The following is a 22867-nucleotide window of genomic DNA, read 5'->3' on the forward strand; positions in this document are numbered from 1 at the left end:
CCTACTGTGCCATAATTTGGGGCTTCACGAATTCCAGCCCGGGTGGTGAAATTGGTAGACGCAGGGGACTCAAAATCCCCCGCCGCAAGGCGTGCCGGTTCGATTCCGGCCCCGGGCACCATCGGCTATTTTTGCGGTCATTGAAGATTGCCGCTTTTTGCCGGTTTTCCTCGTTAGATCAAGCACTTACGGCGGCTTCCATCTCATCACGGAAGCCGCCGTTTTTGTTTTTCCTTCGCGGTTATTGCTACAGTCTCCCCACAAATTTACGCATCATGGGGAATTACGCATGGCATCCATCAAGCCGCACGGCGACCAATGGCGGGCCCAGGTTGCCCGCAAGGGTGTGCGCAAATCCGCTGTCTGGCCGACCAAGCGCGAGGCCCTGGCCTGGGCTACCCGTGTAGAGGCAGAAATTGACGCAGGCGCGCAACGCGGCCACACCCTGCAAGAAGCGATCAACAAGTATTTGGAGTCGGTATCACCCACCAAGGCGAACGCCACCCAGTGGGAGGCCCGGCGCTTTGCCGCGTTCGCGCAGCACTTCGGTGATGTGGCGCTGGCCGAGATCGACAGCGAGGCCTTGGGGAACTGGCGGGATGCGCGGCTCAAGACGGTGAGCGGGTCCACGGTCCTACGAGAAGTGAACCTGTTTCGCAACATGTTCAAGATCGCCCACAAGGAATGGAGATGGCTTGACACCTCGCCGTTTGATGGCGTGCGCCTACCGGAAGAAAACCCCGCCCGGGAAACCGTGTGGGGTTGGAAGGAGATTCGCAGGGTGCTGCAAGCGCCCAGGTCGGGCAAGACGGCGCAGATGCAGGCCGCGTTCAGGATTGCCCTGCACACGGGCTTGCGGATGCAGGAGGTGCTGACGTGCCGTTATGACCCAGTGCGCAAGGTGCTGGTGCTGCCGATCAGCAAGGGCAAGCGCAGGCCCGTGGCAATGCCAGTTGTCACCAGGGCGCGCAAGCTGCTGGATCCGCTACCATCTTTCACCGTTGGCGCGAATGAGGGGTCTGCGCTGTTCAGCCGGTTGTGCTCTGAACTGCTGATCAATGGCCTGACGTTCCACGATGCCCGGGCCACGGCGCTGACCCTGCTGTCACGCAAGATGGACGCCCTGACGCTGGCCCGAATCTCGCGCCACAAAGACCTCAACATCCTCATGAAGCGCTACTACAGGGAAACCCCGGAGCAGATTTCAGCGCGGCTGTGACGGCCACGCCTCCAGCAGCCCTACAGCTTCTTTACCCCAGCAGGCGCCACAACAGGCGCTGGCTGTGCTGGCTCCATGGTCGCAGCAGTGCACTGACCGCTTACCCCGTATGGGATGTAGCACCCGGCCCCGAGCTTAAAGCTGGAACACCCGACCAGAGCCAGGGCGCAGAGAGTGATTGCAAGAGCCTTCATGGCGCTTCCCTTTCGGCCTCGTTGGCCTGTTGATGAGACTGGTAATACGCACCCCCGCCGAGCCGCACGGCCCAGTACATGAGGCGCCTTGGAATGGCTCCAACTTCGTTTTCCATAGCGGCCAGGAATATCCTGTCGGCGCGCTTGCGGTCGACCTGTTGGGAATAGAGGTAGTCGTGCAGGATCGCCGAGCGCCTGCCCCTGTTGGCAAAGACCAGATAGGCCCCAGGCAGCCTTGGGACGCTGGCAAGGTCCGTGGTGAACCCATTGGGGACCGTGATGATTTCGGTGGTGTCGCCATCCTCCACCCGCACGGTGAATGGATCGCAAAGCTCCCACTCGTCGCTGTTTCCGATGGGCTGTAACTTGGGCTGGATGAGGAAGGTGACTTTCATTGCCCGATGCCCTTGAGGTTCTCGGCAACCCTTCGCGCCCATCCGCGCCCGAACGTGGGCCACGTTGGCAGGTCCGCCATGAACGACAGGCGCTCACCGTTGAAGCGGGCCTGTATCACGGCATCCGGCGTGCTGTTTACGGCTTCCAGCGTCTTCGGGCCAATCACCCCATCTGCGATGACCCCGGCAGCCCGCTGCAGGAAGATGGTGGCGCGCAGTACACCGCTATTTACGGCGGTGTCGAACACATCAAAATCCACCCCTTTCGGCAGTCGGCCGCACTTGGCCTTGTCCCAAAAATCTCGCTTGTAGATTTGCTTGGCGCGCTCAAGGGTCATGCCCTTGATGTCTTCCTGCGGGTAGGAGCGCTTGCTGATGCCGAAATTCGTTTCGCCGCCTGGGTCGTTTTTGTGGTTGACATAGCCGCCCTCATGGCCGATCAGCCGCTCGAAACAGGTGTCAAAGCGGGATTTCATAGCTTGTTCCACTCTGAGCCGAACTCGCTACGCATACGGATCTCTTGCTCTCGCGTCTCGCGGCGGTCTTTGCGCCAGGACCAGATTTGGCCTAGCACCAGCCCCACCACCGCCACGAAAATACCGACGATCACGCCTAGCTCGTTGAGGGTGAGCCCTGCCACCACGGCCCCACCTGCCCCGCCGTAGGCTGCCACCTTGCTTGCGACAATGCCTGCGTTCTCAACTGCGTGGTTGCTCATCTAACCCCCTGTGCCTCTAAAATGCCCCTTTGCGGGCGTAAAAAAGCCCGCTAGGAGCGGGCATGGAATTCACTGATTGGATGTGGCTCAAGGTTGCTGTGATTGGCTTCCTGGCCTTCCTTTACGGCATCTGGCGCGGCTTCACTGGGCGGTGAGGACCGGAACGGTTCTCTGAGTTGCGGTCAGCAATCCGGGCATCTGCGGGACATTGGCAGACAGCAGGCCACGCGCGAGCATGGGCGCGCCAAGAACCTGATTCAAACCCATCGCGGACGGAACAACAGCCGCCGCCACCAGTGGATTGGACATAGCCCCAAGACCAAGAGCCGCGCCGATTGCGCTGTTTTGGATGCCAGCCCGCAGACTACCCCCTGTCTGGGGCGTCCTGTCCACAAGGTACTTTGAACCCATCTTGCTCAGTTCAGCCAGTGGCGACCCTGCGGGGTTGGACTTGTACGACTGCAGCACAGCGCCCGGCAGCAATGCCGCAGGCACGTCGCCAGCTTCGCGCCCGGCAACCCCCAATTCACCCTTGTTCAGCAGCGGTTCGACCGTCTTGAAGGCCTTGTACTTCTTCTGATTCAACGCCAGTGCGGCGGCGTCATCTGGAGACACCGAGCGATTGAAAGCGCCGATCACGTCTTTGCGCAGGTTGGTCAGGTCGTTTTTCAAAAAGCCCTGGGCACTCTCTGAAGCCTTGCGAATCGATGATTGGTAGCGGTTTGCCACCTCGCCGGGGATGATCATGGACCCATCGGCAGCTTGTACCACTTGACCCTCCAGGTCATCCAGCATCGACAGGATGCGGGTGCGCTCTGCCTTGGGCAGCATGGAAGCGTTGGCGCGGGTCTTGGACAGCGTATTCAGCAGCTGGTTGTCCACCTTGAGGGCGTTGTTTGACCAAATGCGGTCAAATTCCGCACCCATCTTCTGCTTGGCTGCGTCCATCACCTGCGGGGTCAGCTTGTCATCAGCGGCGTCGAATACCTCGCCCACGGCACGGTTGAACCACTTCTGTTTCGCCTCGTTCTGAGCGGCGCCAATCCCACCCGTCAACGGCGCATCGTTGAGAACCGAGCGCACGGCCTTGGTGAACTTGCCCTCTGCGACATCTGCAATACCAAGCGGCGCGCCCATATCAAGGGCTTTTTGTGCAAGCTGCGCGCTTTCACCGCCCGGGCGGAGTTGACGGCCAATGGCTGAACCCACGGCCCCCAAGCCTCGGACCACGCCGGGCATTGCGCCACCGGCAAGCGCACCAGATATGGCATCCTCTGGATTCACCGTAGCGGCAGTAGCGCCGCCGGTTATGGCGCCGCCAGCCGTGCGCGTGAGCAGCCCGGCACCCGGTGCTGACATGCCGCCAGACTGGATTGCAGACAGCAGCGGTTGAGCACGCGGCAGAAGCTGAGGTGCAACAGTCACAAGCCCACGGCCTGCCACGTTTGCGATTGCCCCACCAGTACCGGCGGTGCCTGCAATTTCACCCGCAAGTTTGCCGCCTTTGTAGGCCCAGGAATCAGTGTCAGCGCCCAAGCTGCCCAGCGCAGCGTCCATGTCGGCGCGGCGCTGTCGGTTGGACTCCAAGGAAAGACCTTTCCCCGCGAGCGCATCGCGTGCAATGTCGACAGGCGCAAGAAGCGTCGCCCCGATAGACCCTGCACCACGCACAGCACCGGCAGCAAGGTTTCCCACACCCTCGGCAATGCCGCGCATGGTGCTCTTTGGCTGCTGCGAGGTGATGACCTGCTCCAGCTGGTCCGCAGTCGCCCCGGCTGGCCCCTCGATGTCATAAGTCTTGCCGTCAGGGCCTTGGACTGTGTAGACGGGCATTTAGCGTACTCCGATGATCTTGAATCCACCGCTGGATGGCTGCATCCCAAAAGATCCGCTGCCAATTTCTCCGGGCTTCGCTGGATCTTTTGGCATCTGTCCATTGACCGCGTTTTTCCAGTTCCCGTAGTGCTTTTCGATCTTGTTCAGCGACTGCTGGAGCTGCGCAGGGCTTTGCGCCTGGTCGAGCGAAGAAACGGTGGACTGCAGGGCGATTAGTTCCTGAACCGCCACAGCGCCCAATGCCCCGCCTGTCGGCGACATGTCGCGCATCTGCTGGAGACGGTCGAAGCCCAAATTGGCCTTGATGGTTTCCAGCTTGGCCTGAAGGTCGCGGGCGTTTGTTCCTGGCACTCCTGAAAGCACGGACCCCACGCCAGCAGTTGTCCTGCCGGTGAGGTTCTTGGCGTCGCGCACTGCGTCCAGCGTGTTGTCTGCCGCCGATGTTGCAAAAGCCGCCCGCTGCTTGGCCTTTTCCCCTTCCAGCCCAGCCTTCACATCTGCCGGGCCGCCGGGGATGGCTTCGGCGGTTCCATCCTGCTTCCATCGATAGCCGGGCGGTGCCTTGCCAAATTGTCGGGTCAGCGCAGCTTGGGCGCCACCACCTTCAGTGCCGCCGCTCATGTCGAAGGCAAGCCGTTGTTGTGCGAGGTTGTTGGATGCCCAGCCGCGTGCGGATGCGTCACGCTCGGCCTGGGACATGTTGATCCCCAGGCTGCCGATTGTTTGACGTGCCGCAGGGTCGAAAAGGGTTTGCCGGTCCCCCTGGTTGATGAGCATTGGCGCCTTCCACTGACCTACCCCATCCCCCACGCGCTGACCGAATTTGTCGTATTGGAACGTGGCCGGGCGGCCTTGAGCATCGACGCCCTCAACGGTGCGCGCGACCTCTTGGCGGCCCACGTTCTGCAGCTCTGCATATTGCTGAATTGCCTTGGGGTCCATGCCAAGTGCAAGCGCCTTTTGCACGTCGAAGCCACTCACACCACCAGGTTGACCGGGAGTGAACAGCGAAGGGATGGCAGCTTGTTGCGCGGCCTGAGCCTTGGCGGCGGCGTCCTTCATCTCCCATTCCTGGCGCTGGCGGTTGGCCTGCTCCTGGCGCAATGCTGTTTCGGCTTTCATGCGCGCCGAATCGTCCTGCGAAGCCAGCAACCCCATCAGCCCCTGAAACCCCTGGTTGCGCGGCATCTGGCCCAAGGCCAGAAGACCCAGCCCCATCCGCATCCCTGGGTCGTTGAAGTCGAGCAGTCCAGCCATGATTAAGCCCCCGATCCGATATAACCCATACCCGAACGCACCAGGCGCTCCCATTCCTCTCGGGCGAGGTCTTCGGGCGACTTCTCTGGCGGCTTTTCAGCGACGGGGGTTTGTGGGATTCCGTTGGATGCAGTGAACGGATTCAGCTGCGTCCAATCGAGCGTGCCGTATGTGCTACCAGCGGGGACGGAGAACGGGCCACGGTTGCCTGCTTGCGTTTGACCAAACCCATATTCCATCCCTGGCTGGCCGCCCAAGAGGCCGTTCCAGCTTTCTTGCGCTCCCATCAGCGACCTGCCGCCACCCTGCGCCATACCACCGAGCAGACCCTCAAGGCTGCCGCCTTGTGCCTGCATGGGCTTGGTCTGGTACACACCATCCGGGCCTTGCATGAGCATGGGTTTCTGCTGCCCCATCATCGGCTGGGATTGCATAGCCTCCACCTGCGAGTTGCGCGGGCCCCGCTGATAGTTCGAGGTCATCATGCCGTTGGCGAAGTTCATCAATCCCGGCGCCATCTGGGTGCGGAATGCGTCGATGTCGCCGAACAGGTTTTGATAGCCTGTCTGCTGCAGCTGGTTAAATGGATTGCGCTGGTAGTAGCGCTCAAGGTCTTGGCCGGTGTTTAGCGAGTTGATAAGCGGCTTGCGTGCGGGCTCCCACGGCTCTTTGGACGCGGTTTGTTGTTGTCCGCCATCGTCGCCGCCCAAGAGGCCACCAGCTAGCGCCCCGACGCCGCCCAAAATACTTCCCACTCCTGGCATATCAATCTCCTAGTTTTTTCCGAGCAAACACCCTAATTGGCTCGTAATCCTTGCGTCTGCGGGCCCAACCAATCCGGCCAGCGAAAATCGATTCGACGCACCCTTGCTCTGTCGCCCATACGTTGATTTCATCAATCAACACATCACATTCAGCCCCGCCAAGCGCCTCTATTGCAATCACTTTTCCGACCTTCGTGACGGCTACCACCGTCACTGCCCAGCAGTCTGAATTGCGCCACAACATCGCCCGCCCTTTGCGGCATAGATCCACCCACTTTTCTGCGGTTTCCGTGTACGAATACGCAGCGGCAGGCCGCAGCGCATCCACCGCCTCTGCGGGGATGTTTTGGGGCGTGTAGTGCATCAGAAATTCAGGCCGAGGTCTTGATTCCCGTACCCGGCGCCTGTACCCCAGCCTTGCGCATTTGCCCCGCCAACGGAATTGGTCGTCGGGCCTTGGCCTCCCCACATCGAGCCTATGCGACTACCCAACTGCGCACCACCGAGCGCGCTCATGAATGGGTTGCCCTGCTGGCTGGTAGAACCCGTAGTTGCGCCGTAACCCTGACCGATGGAATTGAACTGGTTGCCGAACTGGCTCCAGTAGTTCATCGGCGTGTTCTGGACGTTCGTCCCGGCGTTGATGCCCGTCTGGTTGTTGCCCATCAGGCGGTCAAAGATGCTCAGGCCGAACTGCGCGCCGGTCAGGTTGTTATTGAAGTTGTTCTGTGCGATCTGTGCATCCAGGCCAGCAAAGCCCAGGTCGTTGCCACGCAAGCCCAAGTCATAGCCGCGCATGGCGTTGAAGTCCTGTAGCCCGAGGCTTGCAAGGCTGTTCGCCAAACCCTGGTTCATGTCGCGCATGGCGTTGGCTTCGATCACGCCTTGGCGAGAACCACCGTAACCACCGGTCGCCATCATCTGACTGGAGATTTGTGGCATCACGTTCCGGTTGAAGTTCGTGGTGACCTGGTTGGTGATGCTGTCCATCATCGGCTGCAGATAGGGGTTTTGCCCGCCGAAACCGCCGCCAGATGTTTTCGTGTTGCCGTTGTAGACGCCACCAGAACCAGAGCTGGAGCCGCCGAACGTTGCGCCACCGGACGGGCGAACCGTTGCCGGGTCCACAAAGTCGGGAGGGGTGTAGCCCATCATGGATGCGGCTGCCGACCCGCTCACGCCCGGTGTGTAGCCGCCGCCAGGGTTTGCGGAGCCCAGGAAAGAGCCTTCCATGACCGAGCCGTTTGCATCGAGCATCACATTTCCAGATGCGTCGCGCTGCCACGGGCTTGCACCCATGGTGCCGTCCGAATACTTGTACATCCAATCGGCCATTTTTTCTCCTATCCCAAAAACACCCAGGCGCCCGCCCGGTAGATGTAAAGGCCAGCCCCCGATCCGGGGTTCCAGTTCGTGCCGTCCGCCTCAACCAAAAGACCGGCACGGGGCTTGGCCGGGGCGACTGATTGCGGCTGCAGCTGCACGGTGTCGGTCACGGTGCTGCGCGCGATGTTGTTGAGCTCTGACGAAAAAAAACCCGGCAACAAGGCCGGGTCTGCGGGGGGTTGGCGGGGTATGTAGGCCATCTAGTAGCCCCCCCTTAGTTCGTAGTTCACGCCGTACGAAACGATCTTGAAAGCCTGATTCCCTACCGAGGTAAACCGGACACCCATGAATCGCCCGGCCTTGGAAAACACGTTCACTTCGATCTTGCCGGACCCGTGCGTGTACAGAGCCGGTGCGCTCCAGGTCACGTTGTCCTCTGCCTGCATGGCAGACCCCACTTGCACCTGTACTTGCGTGCCTGCTGGGCCGTTGACTCGAAGGCGCACCCCTTTGATGACCTTCACGCGGTCGGGTTGATCCATCGTCCAGCCGGTGCGCTCAGCCACTGCGGTGAATGGCACCCCGTTGAATGTCGCGGCGGCATCCATGGCGGCGATCAGTGGCTCTGTGGTCGTGACCAGCAGGCGGGATTGATTGCGCGAGAACTCGTCTTCATCCCACGCCGTCACGTCGTCATCCCAGGCGTCGTTGTCACTGTCCCATGTCTGCGTGGCGGAGTATTCGATCTGTCCGGTCGCCCCGTAGGTGACATTCGGGAGATCGCGCACGCTCCACACGTCATCCACCCAATTCCATACACACGCTTTGTCGCACGCTGCAGAACCCAACGAAGGGAAGCACACCAGCACCTCATTGGTCGCCGGGTTGAGCGTCACAAAGGACATATCCCCGTTTGTGCTGTCGATCTGCGAGAACAGCCACCGACGCAAACGGGCGTTGATGATGGACCGTGGGCCTTGGCCGCTGTGAATGATCACATCACCGGGGGTCAGCACGACGTGCCCAAGCGGAGTATTTGCGATGCACCCCCGGGCCAGGGCCCCAACCTCGCCGGGCAAACGCTGGAAGCGGAAAATCTGGCTGTCACCGCTGGGCACCATCGACCACATGGACTGCTGCTTGTAGATGATGTTTGCATCACCCAATGTCAGCTGGTCCACCATCTCCGATGGCTCTTCGGCCAAGTCCAGTTCGCCCGCGTTTTTGGTCGGGTCTGTCTCATCCCAAGATGAAGGCACAGCACCGGGCACGGCCTGATCTGACCACTTGACCATGTGGGGGTATTCCACAGGCGTAGACCCGACCCCCTTTGTTACCCCAATGGCAACAGCGACGTTTTTGTATGGGCGGATGGACCGGGCGCGGACACCAGATTGCCAGCCGGGCAGGGTCTGCAATACCCCCGTACCCCCCCAATACCACGGCGCGTCCTTGCCGTTGTTCATGATCAGCACACCATTGAGAACACCACCGGTATATCGGTCCATGACACCGCCAGTCGGCGCAGACGATGGGGTGATGGTCGAGCGGCTCGTGCCGTCATCAGCAAACACCGCCGCCAGCCCGGCGTGAATCCACCACCGCTTCCCGCCCTGGTTGTATGCCTGCAGCCAGTACGGCGTGACGGATGGCGTGGTGTAGATCTGCTTGTGCCCAAGGATCTTCTCCATTGCCCCTTCGCGGAAACGGACGTTGTTCACGTCCGATAGCGCGCTGACCGGCAGTTCCTCGGCTGGCTGGTCGTAGATGACCCCTACCGAGCCGAGTTTAGGGACCTGGGTGATGGGCATCAGGACAGGTCCGGAGTGTGGGCCTCTGTCGCCGGGTTGGGGTTGTACCACTCACCCTCGGGGGTGTCACGGACCCAATTGACCCAGCAGTTTTCCGGAAACTGATTCTGTGGTGCCCAGGTTGTCCCAGGGTAGAACGAAGTCAGCCATGGCGTGAACAGAGCAATGTCTGACTCCTGTGCAAAGTTGATCGCGTAAAGAATGACGTGCCCTTCACCTTGGGCTGCGTAGCCAAAACCAATGACCATGATTAGCTCCCAGACTGCAGGAATACTGCAATTACGAAACCCTCACCACCAGCCCCGCTGGTGACGCCAGAGCCTGCGACGGCGGCAAAAGCACCACCACCACCACCGGCTTTTCCTGCACCGCCGAAAACCCCTGTGTGCGAAGAACCGTTGGTATTGACTGCGGCACCACCTCCACCAAACAGAATTGCGTTTCCACCGAAGTTTTGCCCGCCGCCGCTGTCTTGGCCGCTGCCGCCACCACCGCCGCCGCCAGGGGCGTCATTGGTTCCAGATGTTGTGCCTATGGTCGAGGTTCTTCCACCGCCAAACACATCAAGCCCAAACAGCGCAAAATTACTCAGGATGCTTGTCGGAGAGGCCGCATTGCTGGTCCCTACTGCGTTCGGGCCACCAGTCAATGCATCAGTAGCTGCAGCCCCACCATAACCACCGCCTCCAGAGCGGAAAACTGAGTTGGTTGTGAGGTCTCCACCATTCCCACCAGCGCCACCACCGCCTGTTGATGTGGACGTTCCAGCGCCTGTTTGTGAGTAGTTGCCGCCGCGCGTAATCGTGGAGCTGCTGGTTAACTGCAGATTGCACGCCCCACCGCCCGTGGCCCCGGTGCCGTTGTTTGCAGTGCGGCTTCCGCCATTACCACCTGCGCCACGCTGGACAAGTGATGTGCCACCAGTACCACCAGTACCGCCAGCGGCGCCGGTGATGGCGCCTGTTGTCGTGGAACGGACGCCGCCAGCACCGGGCGCGCAGGTCAGGCTATACGTGATGGACCCGCCGATGGAGACTGCTGATTGCGTCCCAGGATTTCCGGCGTTTATGCCGGTCACCGATGCGCCACCAGAACCCGGCGAGAGGATCACCAAATCACCCACCTCGATGTCGATCAAGTCAGTTGCGATTTCCCCGGCCGCACCACCGCCACAAAACCCGGTGTTATTGGTCGTTGCTGCCCCACTCCCAGAACCAGCCACACACAGCACAGCCAGCTTCCCGCGCACAGGGCTGGTGATCATCTGCATGGAGCGGGCAAAGACGTAGCGCAGAGGAATTAGGCTGCTACCCGCCCCGATGAATGTGTTTAGATTGCTCATGCGACAAGCTCCCAGCCGTAGCCAGTGCGGAATTCAAGGACGAGGGGGAAGTAGGGGTTGCCGATGGTCATGTTTTCAGCAAGACCACAGATGTTTTGCCCGTTGCGCGCCACCACGTTGTCTTTGCGGCGGTTGAGCGAGGCGATGCCGACCACATCACCGTCGGAAGGCGAGGCGGGCAGCGTGACCGTGGTTGCAGCGGCGTTTTGCAAGCGATACCGCTTCCCGGCAACTGCCGTAACGCTCGTTCCGGTCACGGACTCCGAAAAAAGAAACGGATAGCGCCAGCTCGCAACAGAGCCATCATTCGCGGTGAACTTGAAAGGGTTGCCGGATATGCCAGGCAGCGCAGACGAGAACGCCACGCCCGCTACAAAAGCTGTAGAGGCAGCCTTTGTGCTGGCATCCCCTGCCATTGCCGTTGGGACGTTGACAGAGCCCGCCGTGAAGTCATGCGCACCGCTCCACGTCTGCCCGGTGATGGCGCCTTTCCCATCCAGCTGAGTCTGGATCGCAGACGACACACCGGACAGGCGGGAAATCTCCGCATCCGTGACCGTGCCAATCGAAGTTGTCGAAGGAAGAACGACAGTGCCCGTAAAGGTAGGGCTGGCCGTGTTGGCCTTGTTCCCCAGCTGCACCTGCACGTTCGATGTGACGCCGCTCAGGTAGTTGATTTCGACGTGGGTAGGCGTGACCTGGCCGGTGATATTCGGGAAGGTGTTCTTTGTCCCGAATTTGATAATCTGCAGGTGGTTGTCACCGTTGGACTTGGGGTCGCTACCCAGCGGCCATAGCGGGTTGAAATCGCTGATGTAGTTTACGGTTTCGAGTGGCATTAGCGCCCCCCTCTGACGATGAGCCGCGATCCGCTGGATTGAGCGGCGCGGTCTTGGCTGTTGAGCGAGTTCACGGCGCTGGCGTAGTTGTTGGCCTCGCGTGCTGCGGCTTGGTCATCCATGGCCCAGCGGTAGGCTTCCACCAACAGCGATGCCAGGTAGACGGAAGGCGCGTTTTCCGTGAGCCAGTTGCTGTCACTGTCTGCGACTGGTGTGGTCAATTTGGCGTAGTACGTCAGGTCAAGCGGAAAGCCCTGGTCGTCGGACAAAACCAGCGTCTGGCCGTCCCAACTGAATGCGCGGCGTTCCAGAGACAGGCGGTTTAGCGGGCAGAAATCCAGCGTCTTGTCCGGGCTGCTGGCTTCGTTGACCTTGATTGCCTCAAGGAAACCTGATGGCCTGGTTCCATTGGCAAGGGTCGCAAACTGCCGCATAGCAGCCACTCGCACCTTTGGTGAGTTCACCTCACCGATGTAGATGCGCTGCTCTGCCAGCTGCAGAAACGTAGGGAACAGCGCATCCAGGTCGTCGCGGTGGGTGTAGCCCGCAACTGCGGCTTTGAGTTCACCCCAGTTCATTTGATGAAGGCGTCATACGCCAGAAATGCGGGGTTTTCGCGGAAGAATTGCTTTGTGGCGCGCTCGCGTTCGGCGTCGTCCTCAATCAAGGAAATCGGATGGCTGACCCAAGGCGGCAACACGCCCACCTCCTTGCCTTCACCCCAACGCTTACCCTCGTTGCGGGCCCGCATCTCTGCGGCGCGCTGGATGTAGGGTTCGGCGTCGTAGGTCTTCTGCACAACGACTTGATCGCCTTCGAAGTGAATGCGCGTGCGAATACCCGTGGCCGGGTTCACGCCTTCGTCAATCTGGAAGTTGCCGAACATCTGATGTCCCAATGAAAAAGGGGCCCCGAAGGGCCCCTCTTGTTGCTGCCGAGTTGATCAACCGCCTGTGAGGTCGGCGATCTTGAAGTTGGCTTTTTCAGCCTCGACGCGCAGGGTGGCATCCACCAGAATCTGCTCGCGGATGCTGTCGCCAGTCTTGGCCAGGGGGGTGGACTGGAATGGGCGCAGGTACGCGATCTTGATTTCGCTCACGTCCAGGCCGAACACATTGGTGCTGCCAGCCATCATGTAGTGGGGGACGTGGGTCATCGCGCCGAAGTCCGACACGTACACGTCAGCACCGCCGATGATGGCGCCCTGGTTCTCGCCCTTCACTTCGTAGCGATTCTGGGCAATGCCAGTGAAACCGGAAGCGACGGTCTTGTGAGCTGGGGACATGTACACAGCCTTTGGCACCTTGCCTGCGCTGATGTACGTGGCCTGAACAGCGGCGTCGTAGATGGTCTTGCTGAACGCACGGCCAGTGCCAGCAGTCGGGGCGACCGTGGCAAAACCAGATGTGTGCGCAACCGTAGAACCACCGGCACCGTGGTTGGCGTTGGTGTAGATCAGCGGGCCGAGACCGGCAGACTTCGCCGCAGCGGCACCAGAACCCAGCACGGCGACGTTGTTGGAGACCACCATCTTCTCCATGTCGCGCATGAGTTCCTTGTACATCTTGGCCTTGTTGTAGGCTAATGCGGACTTCATGCCTGCCTTGTCCACCACTTCGGCACGACCGGAGACCTGCACCGTGTCGGTGAAGATCTGGCAGTAGTTTCCGACGCGGGCGGGGGGTGTCTTGGCAGACGTGGTTGCGTCGTCGCCGTCGATGGCCGCGTTGTCTGCGTTGGGGGCGCGCAGCGAATCGCGGTTCCACTCGTGCGCCGTCTGCATGGCTTTGGCTTTGCCAGCGCTGGAGATGATGGGCGTGGTTTCGGGGTCCTGGCGGGCGATGAAGTCGGCCAGGTCTTCGCGCACGTTGGTCGATGCCGTGTAGCGCGTGTAGGTATTGGTTGGGACTGCCATTTGCAGACCTCCTTACAGATCGTGTTGTGCGATGAATGCGGCCAGGTCGTCACGCGACCCTCGACCGGAACGAAGCCGCTCTGCGCGCTTTTGCTCGGGCGCATTGCGGGGCACGGGTGATTTCTGAGGCAGGCGCGGTGCAGCCGCAGCCTTTTGGGTGACCTCGGATTTCTTCTTCTGCAGTTCCCGATAGGCAACCGCGTCGCGCATCACCATCACCGCCGCAGGGTCTGCCAGGGTGGCAAAGCTCTGCATGGGGATTCCGTAGTCTTTCGACACGGTTTCAAAGATGTGCTGCAGCTTGGGTTTGTCGATGCCTTTCTGGCCCAACACGCCCCAGCATTTGGCGAACTGCTGTTGCATGGCCGCTTGCTGTTCCTGCTGCTGCCGGAACTGCTCTTGCTGCCACTGGTTTTGCAGGCCAGCGATCATGCTGTGCACCTGCTGCTGCCGGGCTTGCTCTGCGACGTACGCCGCAGGGTCTTGGCGCGACAACTCCAGCATTTCTTCGGGACTGCGCAATCCAGCAAGACGAGCCACCAGCGCTTCGGCCATTTGCGCTTTTTGGACAAAGTGCTGCTGCGCCTCGGTGACCTTGGCGCGGACAATCTCTGTCGCTTGCTCCTCTCGCCGCGCAAGCTCTGCGGTTTTGCGGGAGTAGTCCGCGTGCCGCTGGTAGCCTGCTACGAGTTCCTTTTCGTCAACCTCTGTTTCGAGGTCCGCGCCGTCTTCGCCCTTGACGGTGACTTTGAACTTGCGACCGCTTGTCGGATCGGGCTTCTCGGCGGGGTCTTCCTCGCCATCATCCGGGCTGTCGTCTTCGGTTTCCGGCTCGTCCGTGTCCTCATTGGAGGGGGATTCGTCGGTCGGCTCTTGCGGTTCTTGTGGTTCATCGGCCCCGTCTGCTTCGGGGTTGTCGATCAAGAACTGAGCCAAATCATCAGCAGAGACCGGGGCCTGATCGGCTTGTCCGTCCATTAGATGCTCCTATCAAAACCCGCTCTCACGTCACCAGAGAGGGCTGCGGGCGCGCATCACTGCGGAGGCCCAAAAAGGTAGGTGACTACCGAAAAACCTTGCGCGCCGCCTTCTTCATGGCGCTTTCGTCGCGGTGCTTGTCCAGATTGGCCTGGGCAAACTTGCCGCCTTCAATCATTCGCTTGAGGATGGTCTCGAAGTCGTCTGTCACTGATGCGAACTGGCGGGCGATCTTCAAGCCCTCAGCATCCCGCAGGTCGGTTTGCTTGAACGCCTTGTGGGCCAGTTCGTGCATCTGCGCCATGGCCTGCTGAAACGCCGGGTTGTTCAGCACCTGGCGTGCGTCGTCGCCCATCTTGGCTATTTCGGCGTCGTTCATGGCCGCACCTCCCGGCCGATCTCGGCGGTGGCGGCAGCGGTCGCCTCGTTTGCCACCTTGGCCTTGCTGCTGATGTTGGCCGACTCGATCTTGACCGATGCATCCAGCTCAGCTTCCCATCGTTTGTAGGCCATCTCACGCACATGGCGGGCGTCGTCGTATTGCGCACGCAAGGCCTGCACTTCAGCCTCTTGCGCCAGCTTCATGCGATGCAGTTCGGCTTCCATCGCCTGCCGATTGGCATCCGTCTGCTGCTGGGCGCGCTGGCGGATCAGTTCCAGCTCTGCCTGTTGGCGGCGGTCCATCTCTGCCGCCTGAGCCTGGAATTGCAACTCCATCTGCTTGATCTGGCCCTGCTGCTGCATCTTGGCCTGCTCAAGCATCAACTGCGGAGGCGGGCCGGGCTGTGGCAAGGGTTGACCTTGCGGGTTGGCGATGAAGTCATTCACATTCTTCTGGCCGCCCAACTCCACCATCTTTGCGACGGTGTTGTAGATGTGCTGTGGCTGGATCATCAGCTGACCAAAGGGAGATTGAGCCAGGCCCATCTGCGTCTGCAGAAGGTTCGTAAACACGCCGATTTGCTGCTGCTTGTCACCCGTTCCCAGGCCGACATTCACGGTCATGTCGTACTGGTCCCGCCATTCATTGGGGTCGTATTGCACGAACTGCCCGCGCAGGCGGAAGGCCAATGGCTCCATTTCCCCTTGCGTCAAGAGCTTGAGGATGCCCATGAAGACCGGCTTCACCAGCGTCTCAGCAAAGATTCGGGCAATCAGCTTCACCCGTTGCTTTGCCGCGTTGGCCGTCATCATCACTTCGGCGGCCGTGCGGTCGGGGCGCAGGGCGTTCACATCAAGGCCCTGCTGCTGCTTGGACACACCCGTGCGCTTCTCGGCCATGTCATCGACATAGGCGAGGACTGGCAGCACTTGGCCTGGGTTGAATGGCGTTGGCTCTACGCTCAGCGCGTTTTCCCGAGTCTGACGGACGATCCCACCCACACGGAAGTCCAGCAGATCATCCACATCCACGTATGGGTTGCCGTTCGCATCGGTGAGAACTGTCTTGCGCGGGTTGACGGCAAGATTCGCGCCGTTGACCATCGCGCGGGTCAGATCGGTTTTCAGCCGCTGGATATCCGACACGCATTCGGCAATGGACATGCCGTCCCAGCGGTGCGTGTTGATGATCGGGCTGGTGGTGGCAATCTGTACCTGGTCGGTTTCCTCGTTCTCAAGGATCTTGTCGTGCAGGCGATAGATCAGGCGGCGCTCTGCAATGCCGTCGCCGTCATAGTCCACCAGCACGAACTCGATGCGCAGCCAGCCAGTAGCAAGGCTCTCGTCCTCGGTATCGACCGAATCACCGTCTTCGGTGAACTTGCCCTCGGTGCGCTGGATACGATAGTCCTCTTCCAGGCTATCAGGCAAGGCATCCTCAGAAGCCCGAAGCTCGGCGGCAGTCACATCCTTAAAGCCCATCTGCCGCAGGTCGGACAGCGTGACTTCCATCACCCGGGCGACATAGGGGCAGTCGGCCAACAGGGGGGATGTCCACCCCTTCTTGATGATCATTTGCTCAGGCGGGAATGCCTCTACCCGAATCTTCTTCTTCTCGACCGTGCGAGCTACAGACGCATTGAACAGCGGAACAAGCGCGCCCATCACAGGGCTGGCAGCCTCAATCTCGTAGCCCTCTGCCTCAAGCATGGCGAGCACCTCGATAGGTGCTCCATTGACCTTCTGAACCTCGCGCACTTGATCCGTGCAGGTGCGCCACATCACCGCGCAGTTCTGGGCGATCAGCGCATCCTTGAACGCCGTGTACAGCGTCAGGAAGCCATTGTTCTGCTTGTAGAAGATGTAGTTGCAAGTGTCGGTAGCCTGCTGGGCGCCCTGCACGTCTTCTTGCGTTGTTGGCTCGAATACCACCGCTTCATCGCTGGTGGTGAACACATCCAGCAGTTCGGGCAATATCCATTCGACCGTGTCCTGAACCTCGGACGTGACAATCTGCGACCAGCCGTCCAGCTCTTCATCGCCTGGATAGGGCTCGCGGTAATACTCGCGCATCGACGCGAGACGCGCATAACCCACGGCCTCGACGTACTGCGCAGCATCATCCTCGTTTGCCTGGAGGTGCTTTAGCAGCGTGTCGTCGGTCATCTTCGCCATTGGTTAGTCCTGCTTTGGCTTGGGGCCTGGTTTCGCGCGTGGCTTGGGCTCTGGTTCTTGGGTCGTCGGCTCACCACGCAGCAGGGCCGCTTGTTCTTCCAGTGGAGACAGCTTCGGGAATGGTGCGCATCCGACCCGCTGCGAGCCGTCTGCGTAGGTGTGAAGTTCGTTCATGCGAGCATCTTTCGCTTGTATTGGATGGGTTTATTCCCTGCTGCATTACCCATCTGGTCAACCGCCATGGCCGCGTAGCGGAACATGTCAGCGCCGTGGCTGTGTTCGTCGTGAAGTGGTGCGCCTGGCTCGTTCGTCCTGGCATTGATCGTCCGCTTGTAGCGCTTCAAATGCTCCAGCAGGGGCCCCGCCTTGTCCTGGTCAAAATACGTGCGCGGGAACATCATCCGCGTGGCCTTGATGCCCTCCTCCACGCTGAGCACTGGCAGAACCTCTACCGCCTTACCCATTCCCGTCAAGATTTCTTCTGTGCTTTTGCCGGTCTTGAAGTCCCTAGCCCTGCCGTCGTGCGGTATGAAGTACGTCCCTATGCGATAGGGGCGCTTTTCGACCTCCGCCACATACCAATCGAGCGTTCGGAATGAGTCCTCGATGTAGTCGATGCAACGCACCTCAGCGCCGGAGCGCTGGAAGAACCCGACAGTCATCGAGTCGTTCCAACCCAAGTCCCAAACGGTGTGCACTGAGAGCAGCGGGTCGTAGGGCACTGCCCGCACCCTGTTTTGTGCATACGCTTGGTCAATCTCCATAGCGTAGATCGCACCCTCTGCGACACGCTTTGGCTTGCCTTCCCAGATGTTTTCGTAACTGTCCGGGTCGCGGCGCATGGTCTCTTGCCGCTCCGCCTCCAGCACATCAGGGAACCACGGGTTATCGCGCCAGTTCACCTGCTCAACTAATGCATTTGGAGGCGGATTAGCGACAAACCTCTGGTAGGTCTCGTCCGTCTCCATATCTGGATTCAGGCTCAGCCACACCTCTGACCCATCCTTTCGAATTGTTGGCAGAAGCACGTCGTATGACCGCTTGCTGATGACCTGCGATTCCTCCAGCCAGCAGATGTCCACACCCTCAAAGGATTTGATGGACTCGACTGTGTGCTGGCTCAACCCGGCAAACAAGAAAAGGCTACCGTTCTTACCTCGGATCTCCGACTCAAGTACGTCGAACGACTGACCCAGGCCCAATGCCTGAATCTGATCGCTCAGGAGCCGGTGGACAGAATCCTTGATGGACTTCTGCACCTCTCGGCCGCACAGGATGCGCAATGGTTTCTGTGCGGCCAAAAGGATCAGCGCGCGGGCGAATGCCCAAGATTTGCCAGAACCACGCCCGCCGTGCGCTACCTTGTATCGGGCTGGCTTGAACAGAAATGCGAGCTTCCGTGGAAACTCAGCTTCGATCTGCATTCACTACCTTGATGACGATCTCGTTCAGGACCGGCCCGCCGCCTTCGCCAACATGCTCCACCCGCCCGAGCTTTGGAGCGGCGAACTCGGCCAGCTTCGCCAGCAGGTCAAGCGCCTTTGCCGGATCGGCTTTGTTCTCGCCGTGGCCCTCGGCTACTTGCGTGATCCACGTGCCTACGTTCTCTGCGTTGTCGTCCAGCAGCTTGCGGACAGTCTCGCGGAACTCACGATTGACCTTGTTGGGCGTGCCTTTGGTACGGCCTCCGGTCTTCTCTCGCTTTCTAGTGGGCTCTACAGTAGACATGGCTCGGGTTCTCTGTGGATTGTCCGAAGTGGTTAAGCGCCCATCGGTCTAGCTCATGCCTGGGCGTTGCCGTTCGCGCCTCCCCCTGTCGTATGGGCATACGAGAAAGAACCGACTGGTTTACCCGCCAGCCGCCACGCAGGGTTCGCGGTGTTCTCGGGGTCCGACTATTGGCACACCTCACATGTCCCGTCTTCTGACAGTTCGCAGATGACGGGCAGAGGTGTTTCGTCGTTCAGGTCAAGCTCAAAGGGCTCGTCCTGTTCTGGTTTGGGTTCTGGGGTCATGGCAGTGGGTTGCTCAGCGCAGGACGATCCAGGGCGGTGAAGGCTGTGTCTGGCGAGCCTGGCTGAGCGAACGAGACAGGGTGCCCGTGGCATTGCTACCAAAGGCGCCCGGATACTTGCTATCCACATGGGACACAAGCCAAACGAAAAACCCCGCCAGGCGCGAACCTGCGGGGTTAGAAAATTTAGGGCGAGCTCTCCCATCGAGGTCTTCCCACGTCGCTACAGGCGATGCCAGGCTGTTGCGTGGTGACGTTCAGCAGAGAGTCGCCGCGCGAGAGGGACAGCGCCCTCTGCAATCGACGGTTGCAATTCTAACTACATCCAATTGTGGTGTGCAAGCGCTTTTTTATCGAGTTGCGCGCGATGCCCACACAGTCGTCCATGAAGTTCGCCAACCTGCGCCCCGCCTCCCCGTGCGGAATCCGTAACTTTCCCGTCGCGCCGCAGGGCTTGCATTGCTTGCTAGACAGCCGGCCGGTGTCCGGGATCGTCTCGAACTTGCGGCCTTGGCAGGCGTGGCAGTTGGGGGCCAACCACCACCGCAGCAGCGCACCCGCCACCTGCTCGGCGTTTTCTACCTTCCATTTCAGCAACTGCAGAGTCAACTGCTCGCGGATGACGGGCATGGTCTTCAAGTGCGCCATCAGCAACTTGGCCTGCTGTTTGTTGTGCTCGGTCGCAAGCTTCTCGGCCCGCTCGACTTGCTCTCTCTTATCAAGCATGGGGCTGCGCGGCCCAACGTTCACCGCAGAACGCGGCAATGCGGCCTGCCCAAGAAAGTCGCTTGCGACAGCAGCGTGCCCTCGCTCGGATCCATCCCACTCGGTATGCAGGCGCAACAGTGCGGCTCCGATACGGCTGGGCGACCAGCCTGCGGCGATCAGCAGGTCGGTGTCGGAGCGCGGCGCACCATCGCGGGTGTCGCAGCGCAGGTCAGAGCTGGCAGTAGCAGAAGCATAGGATTCTTCAATGGTTCGGCGTTCGTCGTTCAGCATTTTTCCCCCTTGTTTACTCTGTGCTTGCATCCCTGGCATCTCTCATCGGCCTGGCCCAGCTCCGAATGCGTGTACTGGCATGCCGGGTTCATGACTGCGGGCCAGGACGACACCAGGCGCCCGTGGTGGTCCCGAAGCTCTGTCGATTGCTTGAACGGCGGGCGGTTGTGGCACCCGTTGAGCTTTGCTGGCTGGGTCATGCGGCCCCCAGTGCAAAGACGCTGTTTGCCATGCGCCATGTACGCGGCGGCGTGGGCTGTGGCTTTGGCTCAGGGCGGCGGCGTGATGGTGGGCGGGCGTCAATTGCCTCTCTCCAGCCTTCCACGGCGCGGTACACAATCGGGTGTTGCGTGCGATCGGCGGTGAGCAGTCCAAGGCCCACGGCGCGGGAGCAGTATTTCCCCACGTTGGCTGACTCGACATGGCCCTTCATTGCCAGGCGGATTTCGGTGGTGTTGGCCTGGCCACGGGCTTCGGTGATCTCCAGCACCTCGCGGATGCGTGCGCCTACTGGACGGCCTGCGTTATTTCTCACTCTTCATCTCCTTGAGCTTTGCCCTGTAGGTGTCGCGGATGGCCCTCAGTTCTTCGTGCGTCCACTTGTGAGGGGCGTTGCTGGCCTCCAGGGCCTCGACTCTTTCCAAACCGATGCGATTGATAAGGCCTCTGCGGTAATCAACTGCTCGGCCAGCACCATGGCGATTGCAAATGACAAGCTGCCGGTGGGCGTTGTCCTCGTTGAAGCGCAGGTGAGAAGCACTTCCGGTGCTTCGGTAGTGGCCGCAGTCCCATCCATGAGCCGCCGTGCCATAGCCATCCTCTTGCGTGCGGCCGCAACAGATGCACGGCTTGCCTGCGTCACGCTCACGGATGTAGGCGTTGAATTCACGTTGGGCCTCCTTGATGAGTGCGGGGATGGTCTTGATGGCTTCTTTGCGGGTGCGGACCTTTGCGCGCTCCTGCACCTTTTCCTGGCGCACCTTCTTCATTGCGCAGGCAGGACGGCAAACGACCTGGCCCATGCGGTCGGGAACGAATAGGTTCTGGCACACCTCACAGGGCTTGGCCTTGGGGTTCTTGTAGGTCAGCATTTCCCCGCCCTCCGCATCCCATCAGCCAACTTGACCAACTCCGCGACCTGGTCCCGGTTCAGCCCCGCCACATCCATTGCGCGGCGGTCCAGGGTGTATTCGACTTGGACGGGAATGGTTGCCAAGCCTTTGTCCACGAGGTGCCGGTAGAAAGATGGCGGGGTCTTCTTCATCCCTGCTATCACTTGGCATGCATAACCATGGGTCACCCCGATGGATCTAGCGAACTCGCAGACCTTCAAATCTGCGTCGATCATTGCCTTGCGGACTTCTTTGCCGAAGTTGGTCATGCCACCTCCCGATACAGCAAGTCCACTTCGCGCGCGGCAGCCGTCGCGTGCAGGAACTCAATGAATTCGCTCATCTCGCGAACGCTGAACTTCGACGTGCGGCAGCCCAGCATGACCACACCGCCATCCATACCCATGGCAACCCGGACAGACTCGCGCTTGTAGGCCGCGCTCAGGACATCCTTCCATTCGTCGGGCGTCATCCACACCATGGCGCCATTCACGGGCCACTGCAGCTGATCGGCGAAGGCTTGCAGGATGGGCCACATTGCCGCGTTCTGGTCCAGGCTGCGGGTGGGTTCCGAAACAGTTACGCAAAAGCCATCAGGGGCGGATTGCACGGCCTCCACAGCGCCACGACGGGCCTGGGCATGCACCAGCTTGAAGACGCGCTTTTCAGCCATGACGCCTAGCCTCCTGCGCGTCGATTTCCTCGATTGCGCGCTGCAGATAGATGGCCTGGTCTAGGGCTTCTTCCTTCGCGTGGACAAGCCACTCGCGCAGGCTCAGGGGGTTTTCGGCTACGGTGGTGCCGTACTTGTTGATGCCCATCTGTTGGCGTGCTGCAATCTCGGTGCAGATGCGGGCTTCTGTGCCCTCTGGCATGAATACACCGATGGTCATACGCCTCCCTTCTGGCCTCTGTCGCGGATGGCGGCGGCGCATTCGATGCCGTACAGCTTTTCCGCGACATTCGCCCACTGGCCTGCTGCAATCCGTGCGCATGCCTCCCGCTCCTGGGCTGCGGCCTTCTCGGCTACCAACTCAGCAAATCGAACCAGTGCCATTTGATCCTGTGGGCGCACACCAACAAAGGGGCTGCTCGGCAAAACGCCCGCCTCTTTCGCCATGGCTGTGATTTCTTCGGGGGTCATGCTGCCTCCTTCACAGTGCTGGGCTCTGGGAGCCATTGCAGGGTTTCGTCCTGGGCGTCGTCTCCAGGGTCGCGGATGGGGCGGAGGCAGCTATCAGGGACAAGGATTGGGTACTTCTCGTTACCGTCCAGGCTCTTTTCAGTACTCCAAAACTGCCCATCTGTTTCCACCACGCGCACCACTGCGCCGATGTATTTGGAAAACGCAGCGCCGCGAAAAATCACGGCCAAATCCCCAGGTTTGCAATTCATCACATCACCCTCCATTCCTTGGCCGTGAGGCCGACTGTTTGACTGGCGCAAGCTGCCAGTCGGCCTTGCGAGAAAGCTCCCGCACTTGCGGACCATTCAGGCCATCCGCCACGGCATCCGCCAGAGCCTTGCGGCACCGCTCCTGGCGCTTGTCCACAATGTGTTTCTTGTCGCCCTTGAACAGAACCCTTTGCAGG

At 60.4% G+C, this 22867-nt stretch carries 30 protein-coding genes and 1 tRNA gene; 2 read left to right on the forward strand and 29 right to left on the reverse strand.

Features of this window, described 5'->3' with window-relative positions; genetic code table 11:
• Window positions 1–36 precede the first annotated feature (36 nt).
• Window positions 37–121, forward strand: a tRNA-Leu gene (locus ACK4HJ_RS20815).
• Window positions 122–289: 168 nt separating this feature from the next.
• Window positions 290–1219 carry a tyrosine-type recombinase/integrase gene (locus ACK4HJ_RS20820; protein ID WP_409835109.1) on the forward strand — a complete coding sequence of 310 codons (930 nt, stop codon included), beginning with the start codon at window positions 290–292 and terminating at the stop codon, window positions 1217–1219.
• A gap of 190 nt (window positions 1220–1409) precedes the next feature.
• On the opposite strand, the gene ACK4HJ_RS20825 is transcribed toward ACK4HJ_RS20820, so the two are convergent.
• From ACK4HJ_RS20825 to ACK4HJ_RS20965, 29 genes are all read right to left on the reverse strand, one after another.
• Window positions 1410–1808: a DUF1353 domain-containing protein gene (locus tag ACK4HJ_RS20825; protein WP_409835110.1), complete on the reverse strand. Its 399-nt coding sequence runs from the start codon at window positions 1806–1808 to the stop codon at window positions 1410–1412.
• Window positions 1805–2284, reverse strand: a complete 480-nt coding sequence (locus ACK4HJ_RS20830) for a glycoside hydrolase family 108 protein (RefSeq protein ID WP_409835112.1) — start codon at window positions 2282–2284, stop codon at window positions 1805–1807. Before ACK4HJ_RS20830 ends, ACK4HJ_RS20825 begins: the two co-directional genes overlap by 4 nt.
• Window positions 2281–2526: a holin gene (locus tag ACK4HJ_RS20835; protein WP_409835114.1), complete on the reverse strand. Its 246-nt coding sequence runs from the start codon at window positions 2524–2526 to the stop codon at window positions 2281–2283. Before ACK4HJ_RS20835 ends, ACK4HJ_RS20830 begins: the two co-directional genes overlap by 4 nt.
• Before the next feature lie 141 nt (window positions 2527–2667).
• The gene (locus ACK4HJ_RS20840) at window positions 2668–4359 is read right to left on the reverse strand and encodes a hypothetical protein (protein ID WP_409835116.1); all 1692 of its coding nucleotides are present in this window, start codon (window positions 4357–4359) and stop codon (window positions 2668–2670) included.
• A complete protein-coding gene (locus ACK4HJ_RS20845) occupies window positions 4360–5619 on the reverse strand; it encodes a hypothetical protein (RefSeq protein ID WP_409835118.1) in 1260 nt (419 codons plus the stop codon).
• 2 nt (window positions 5620–5621) lie between these two features.
• Entirely contained in the window at window positions 5622–6383 is a 762-nt protein-coding gene (locus tag ACK4HJ_RS20850) for a hypothetical protein (protein WP_409835120.1), read from the reverse strand.
• Window position 6384: 1 nt separating this feature from the next.
• Window positions 6385–6747, reverse strand: a complete 363-nt coding sequence (locus tag ACK4HJ_RS20855; RefSeq protein ID WP_409835122.1) for a hypothetical protein — start codon at window positions 6745–6747, stop codon at window positions 6385–6387.
• Entirely contained in the window at window positions 6747–7718 is a 972-nt protein-coding gene (locus ACK4HJ_RS20860) for a hypothetical protein (RefSeq protein ID WP_409835124.1), read from the reverse strand. The genes ACK4HJ_RS20855 and ACK4HJ_RS20860 overlap by 1 nt, the downstream gene beginning before the upstream one ends.
• Window positions 7719–7726: 8 nt before the next feature.
• Window positions 7727–7969, reverse strand: a complete 243-nt coding sequence (locus tag ACK4HJ_RS20865; protein WP_409835125.1) for a hypothetical protein — start codon at window positions 7967–7969, stop codon at window positions 7727–7729.
• The gene (locus ACK4HJ_RS20870) at window positions 7970–9520 is read right to left on the reverse strand and encodes a hypothetical protein (RefSeq protein ID WP_409835127.1); all 1551 of its coding nucleotides are present in this window, start codon (window positions 9518–9520) and stop codon (window positions 7970–7972) included.
• Window positions 9520–9768 carry a hypothetical protein gene (locus ACK4HJ_RS20875; protein ID WP_409835129.1) on the reverse strand — a complete coding sequence of 83 codons (249 nt, stop codon included), beginning with the start codon at window positions 9766–9768 and terminating at the stop codon, window positions 9520–9522. The genes ACK4HJ_RS20870 and ACK4HJ_RS20875 overlap by 1 nt, the downstream gene beginning before the upstream one ends.
• A gap of 2 nt (window positions 9769–9770) precedes the next feature.
• A complete protein-coding gene (locus tag ACK4HJ_RS20880) occupies window positions 9771–10862 on the reverse strand; it encodes a hypothetical protein (protein WP_409835131.1) in 1092 nt (363 codons plus the stop codon).
• Window positions 10859–11701, reverse strand: a complete 843-nt coding sequence (locus tag ACK4HJ_RS20885; protein ID WP_409835133.1) for a hypothetical protein — start codon at window positions 11699–11701, stop codon at window positions 10859–10861. The genes ACK4HJ_RS20880 and ACK4HJ_RS20885 overlap by 4 nt, the downstream gene beginning before the upstream one ends.
• Entirely contained in the window at window positions 11701–12279 is a 579-nt protein-coding gene (locus tag ACK4HJ_RS20890; protein WP_409835135.1) for a hypothetical protein, read from the reverse strand. Before ACK4HJ_RS20890 ends, ACK4HJ_RS20885 begins: the two co-directional genes overlap by 1 nt.
• Complete coding sequence (locus ACK4HJ_RS20895; protein WP_409835136.1) at window positions 12276–12587, reverse strand: hypothetical protein; 312 nt, start codon at window positions 12585–12587, stop codon at window positions 12276–12278. The genes ACK4HJ_RS20890 and ACK4HJ_RS20895 overlap by 4 nt, the downstream gene beginning before the upstream one ends.
• A 57-nt stretch (window positions 12588–12644) precedes the next feature.
• Window positions 12645–13616 (reverse strand): DUF5309 family protein, encoded by a 972-nt coding sequence (locus ACK4HJ_RS20900; RefSeq protein ID WP_409835138.1) that lies wholly within the window; start codon window positions 13614–13616, stop codon window positions 12645–12647.
• A gap of 12 nt (window positions 13617–13628) precedes the next feature.
• Window positions 13629–14594: a hypothetical protein gene (locus ACK4HJ_RS20905; protein WP_409835140.1), complete on the reverse strand. Its 966-nt coding sequence runs from the start codon at window positions 14592–14594 to the stop codon at window positions 13629–13631.
• 85 nt (window positions 14595–14679) lie between these two features.
• Entirely contained in the window at window positions 14680–14973 is a 294-nt protein-coding gene (locus ACK4HJ_RS20910; protein ID WP_409835142.1) for a hypothetical protein, read from the reverse strand.
• Entirely contained in the window at window positions 14970–17150 is a 2181-nt protein-coding gene (locus tag ACK4HJ_RS20915) for a hypothetical protein (protein ID WP_409835143.1), read from the reverse strand. Before ACK4HJ_RS20915 ends, ACK4HJ_RS20910 begins: the two co-directional genes overlap by 4 nt.
• A 170-nt stretch (window positions 17151–17320) precedes the next feature.
• Window positions 17321–18574, reverse strand: a complete 1254-nt coding sequence (locus ACK4HJ_RS20920; protein WP_409835144.1) for a PBSX family phage terminase large subunit — start codon at window positions 18572–18574, stop codon at window positions 17321–17323.
• Window positions 18558–18878, reverse strand: a complete 321-nt coding sequence (locus ACK4HJ_RS20925) for a hypothetical protein (RefSeq protein ID WP_409835146.1) — start codon at window positions 18876–18878, stop codon at window positions 18558–18560. Before ACK4HJ_RS20925 ends, ACK4HJ_RS20920 begins: the two co-directional genes overlap by 17 nt.
• 601 nt (window positions 18879–19479) lie before the next feature.
• On the reverse strand, window positions 19480–20163 hold the full coding sequence (locus ACK4HJ_RS20930) for a hypothetical protein (protein ID WP_409835148.1): 684 nt from the start codon (window positions 20161–20163) through the stop codon (window positions 19480–19482).
• Between the two features lie 196 nt (window positions 20164–20359).
• Entirely contained in the window at window positions 20360–20698 is a 339-nt protein-coding gene (locus tag ACK4HJ_RS20935; RefSeq protein ID WP_409835150.1) for a hypothetical protein, read from the reverse strand.
• A complete protein-coding gene (locus ACK4HJ_RS20940; RefSeq protein ID WP_409835152.1) occupies window positions 20688–21254 on the reverse strand; it encodes a recombination protein NinG in 567 nt (188 codons plus the stop codon). The genes ACK4HJ_RS20935 and ACK4HJ_RS20940 overlap by 11 nt, the downstream gene beginning before the upstream one ends.
• Complete coding sequence (locus ACK4HJ_RS20945) at window positions 21248–21544, reverse strand: hypothetical protein (protein WP_409835154.1); 297 nt, start codon at window positions 21542–21544, stop codon at window positions 21248–21250. Before ACK4HJ_RS20945 ends, ACK4HJ_RS20940 begins: the two co-directional genes overlap by 7 nt.
• Window positions 21541–21948: a recombination protein NinB gene (locus ACK4HJ_RS20950; protein ID WP_409835155.1), complete on the reverse strand. Its 408-nt coding sequence runs from the start codon at window positions 21946–21948 to the stop codon at window positions 21541–21543. Before ACK4HJ_RS20950 ends, ACK4HJ_RS20945 begins: the two co-directional genes overlap by 4 nt.
• The gene (locus ACK4HJ_RS20955) at window positions 21941–22168 is read right to left on the reverse strand and encodes a hypothetical protein (protein ID WP_409835157.1); all 228 of its coding nucleotides are present in this window, start codon (window positions 22166–22168) and stop codon (window positions 21941–21943) included. Before ACK4HJ_RS20955 ends, ACK4HJ_RS20950 begins: the two co-directional genes overlap by 8 nt.
• On the reverse strand, window positions 22165–22419 hold the full coding sequence (locus tag ACK4HJ_RS20960) for a hypothetical protein (RefSeq protein ID WP_409835158.1): 255 nt from the start codon (window positions 22417–22419) through the stop codon (window positions 22165–22167). Before ACK4HJ_RS20960 ends, ACK4HJ_RS20955 begins: the two co-directional genes overlap by 4 nt.
• Complete coding sequence (locus tag ACK4HJ_RS20965) at window positions 22416–22670, reverse strand: hypothetical protein (protein ID WP_409835160.1); 255 nt, start codon at window positions 22668–22670, stop codon at window positions 22416–22418. The genes ACK4HJ_RS20960 and ACK4HJ_RS20965 overlap by 4 nt, the downstream gene beginning before the upstream one ends.
• Between the last annotated feature and the right edge of the window lie 197 nt (window positions 22671–22867).

This window comes from Acidovorax sp. (assembly GCF_046294525.1).
Classification (GTDB): domain Bacteria; phylum Pseudomonadota; class Gammaproteobacteria; order Burkholderiales; family Burkholderiaceae_C; genus Acidovorax.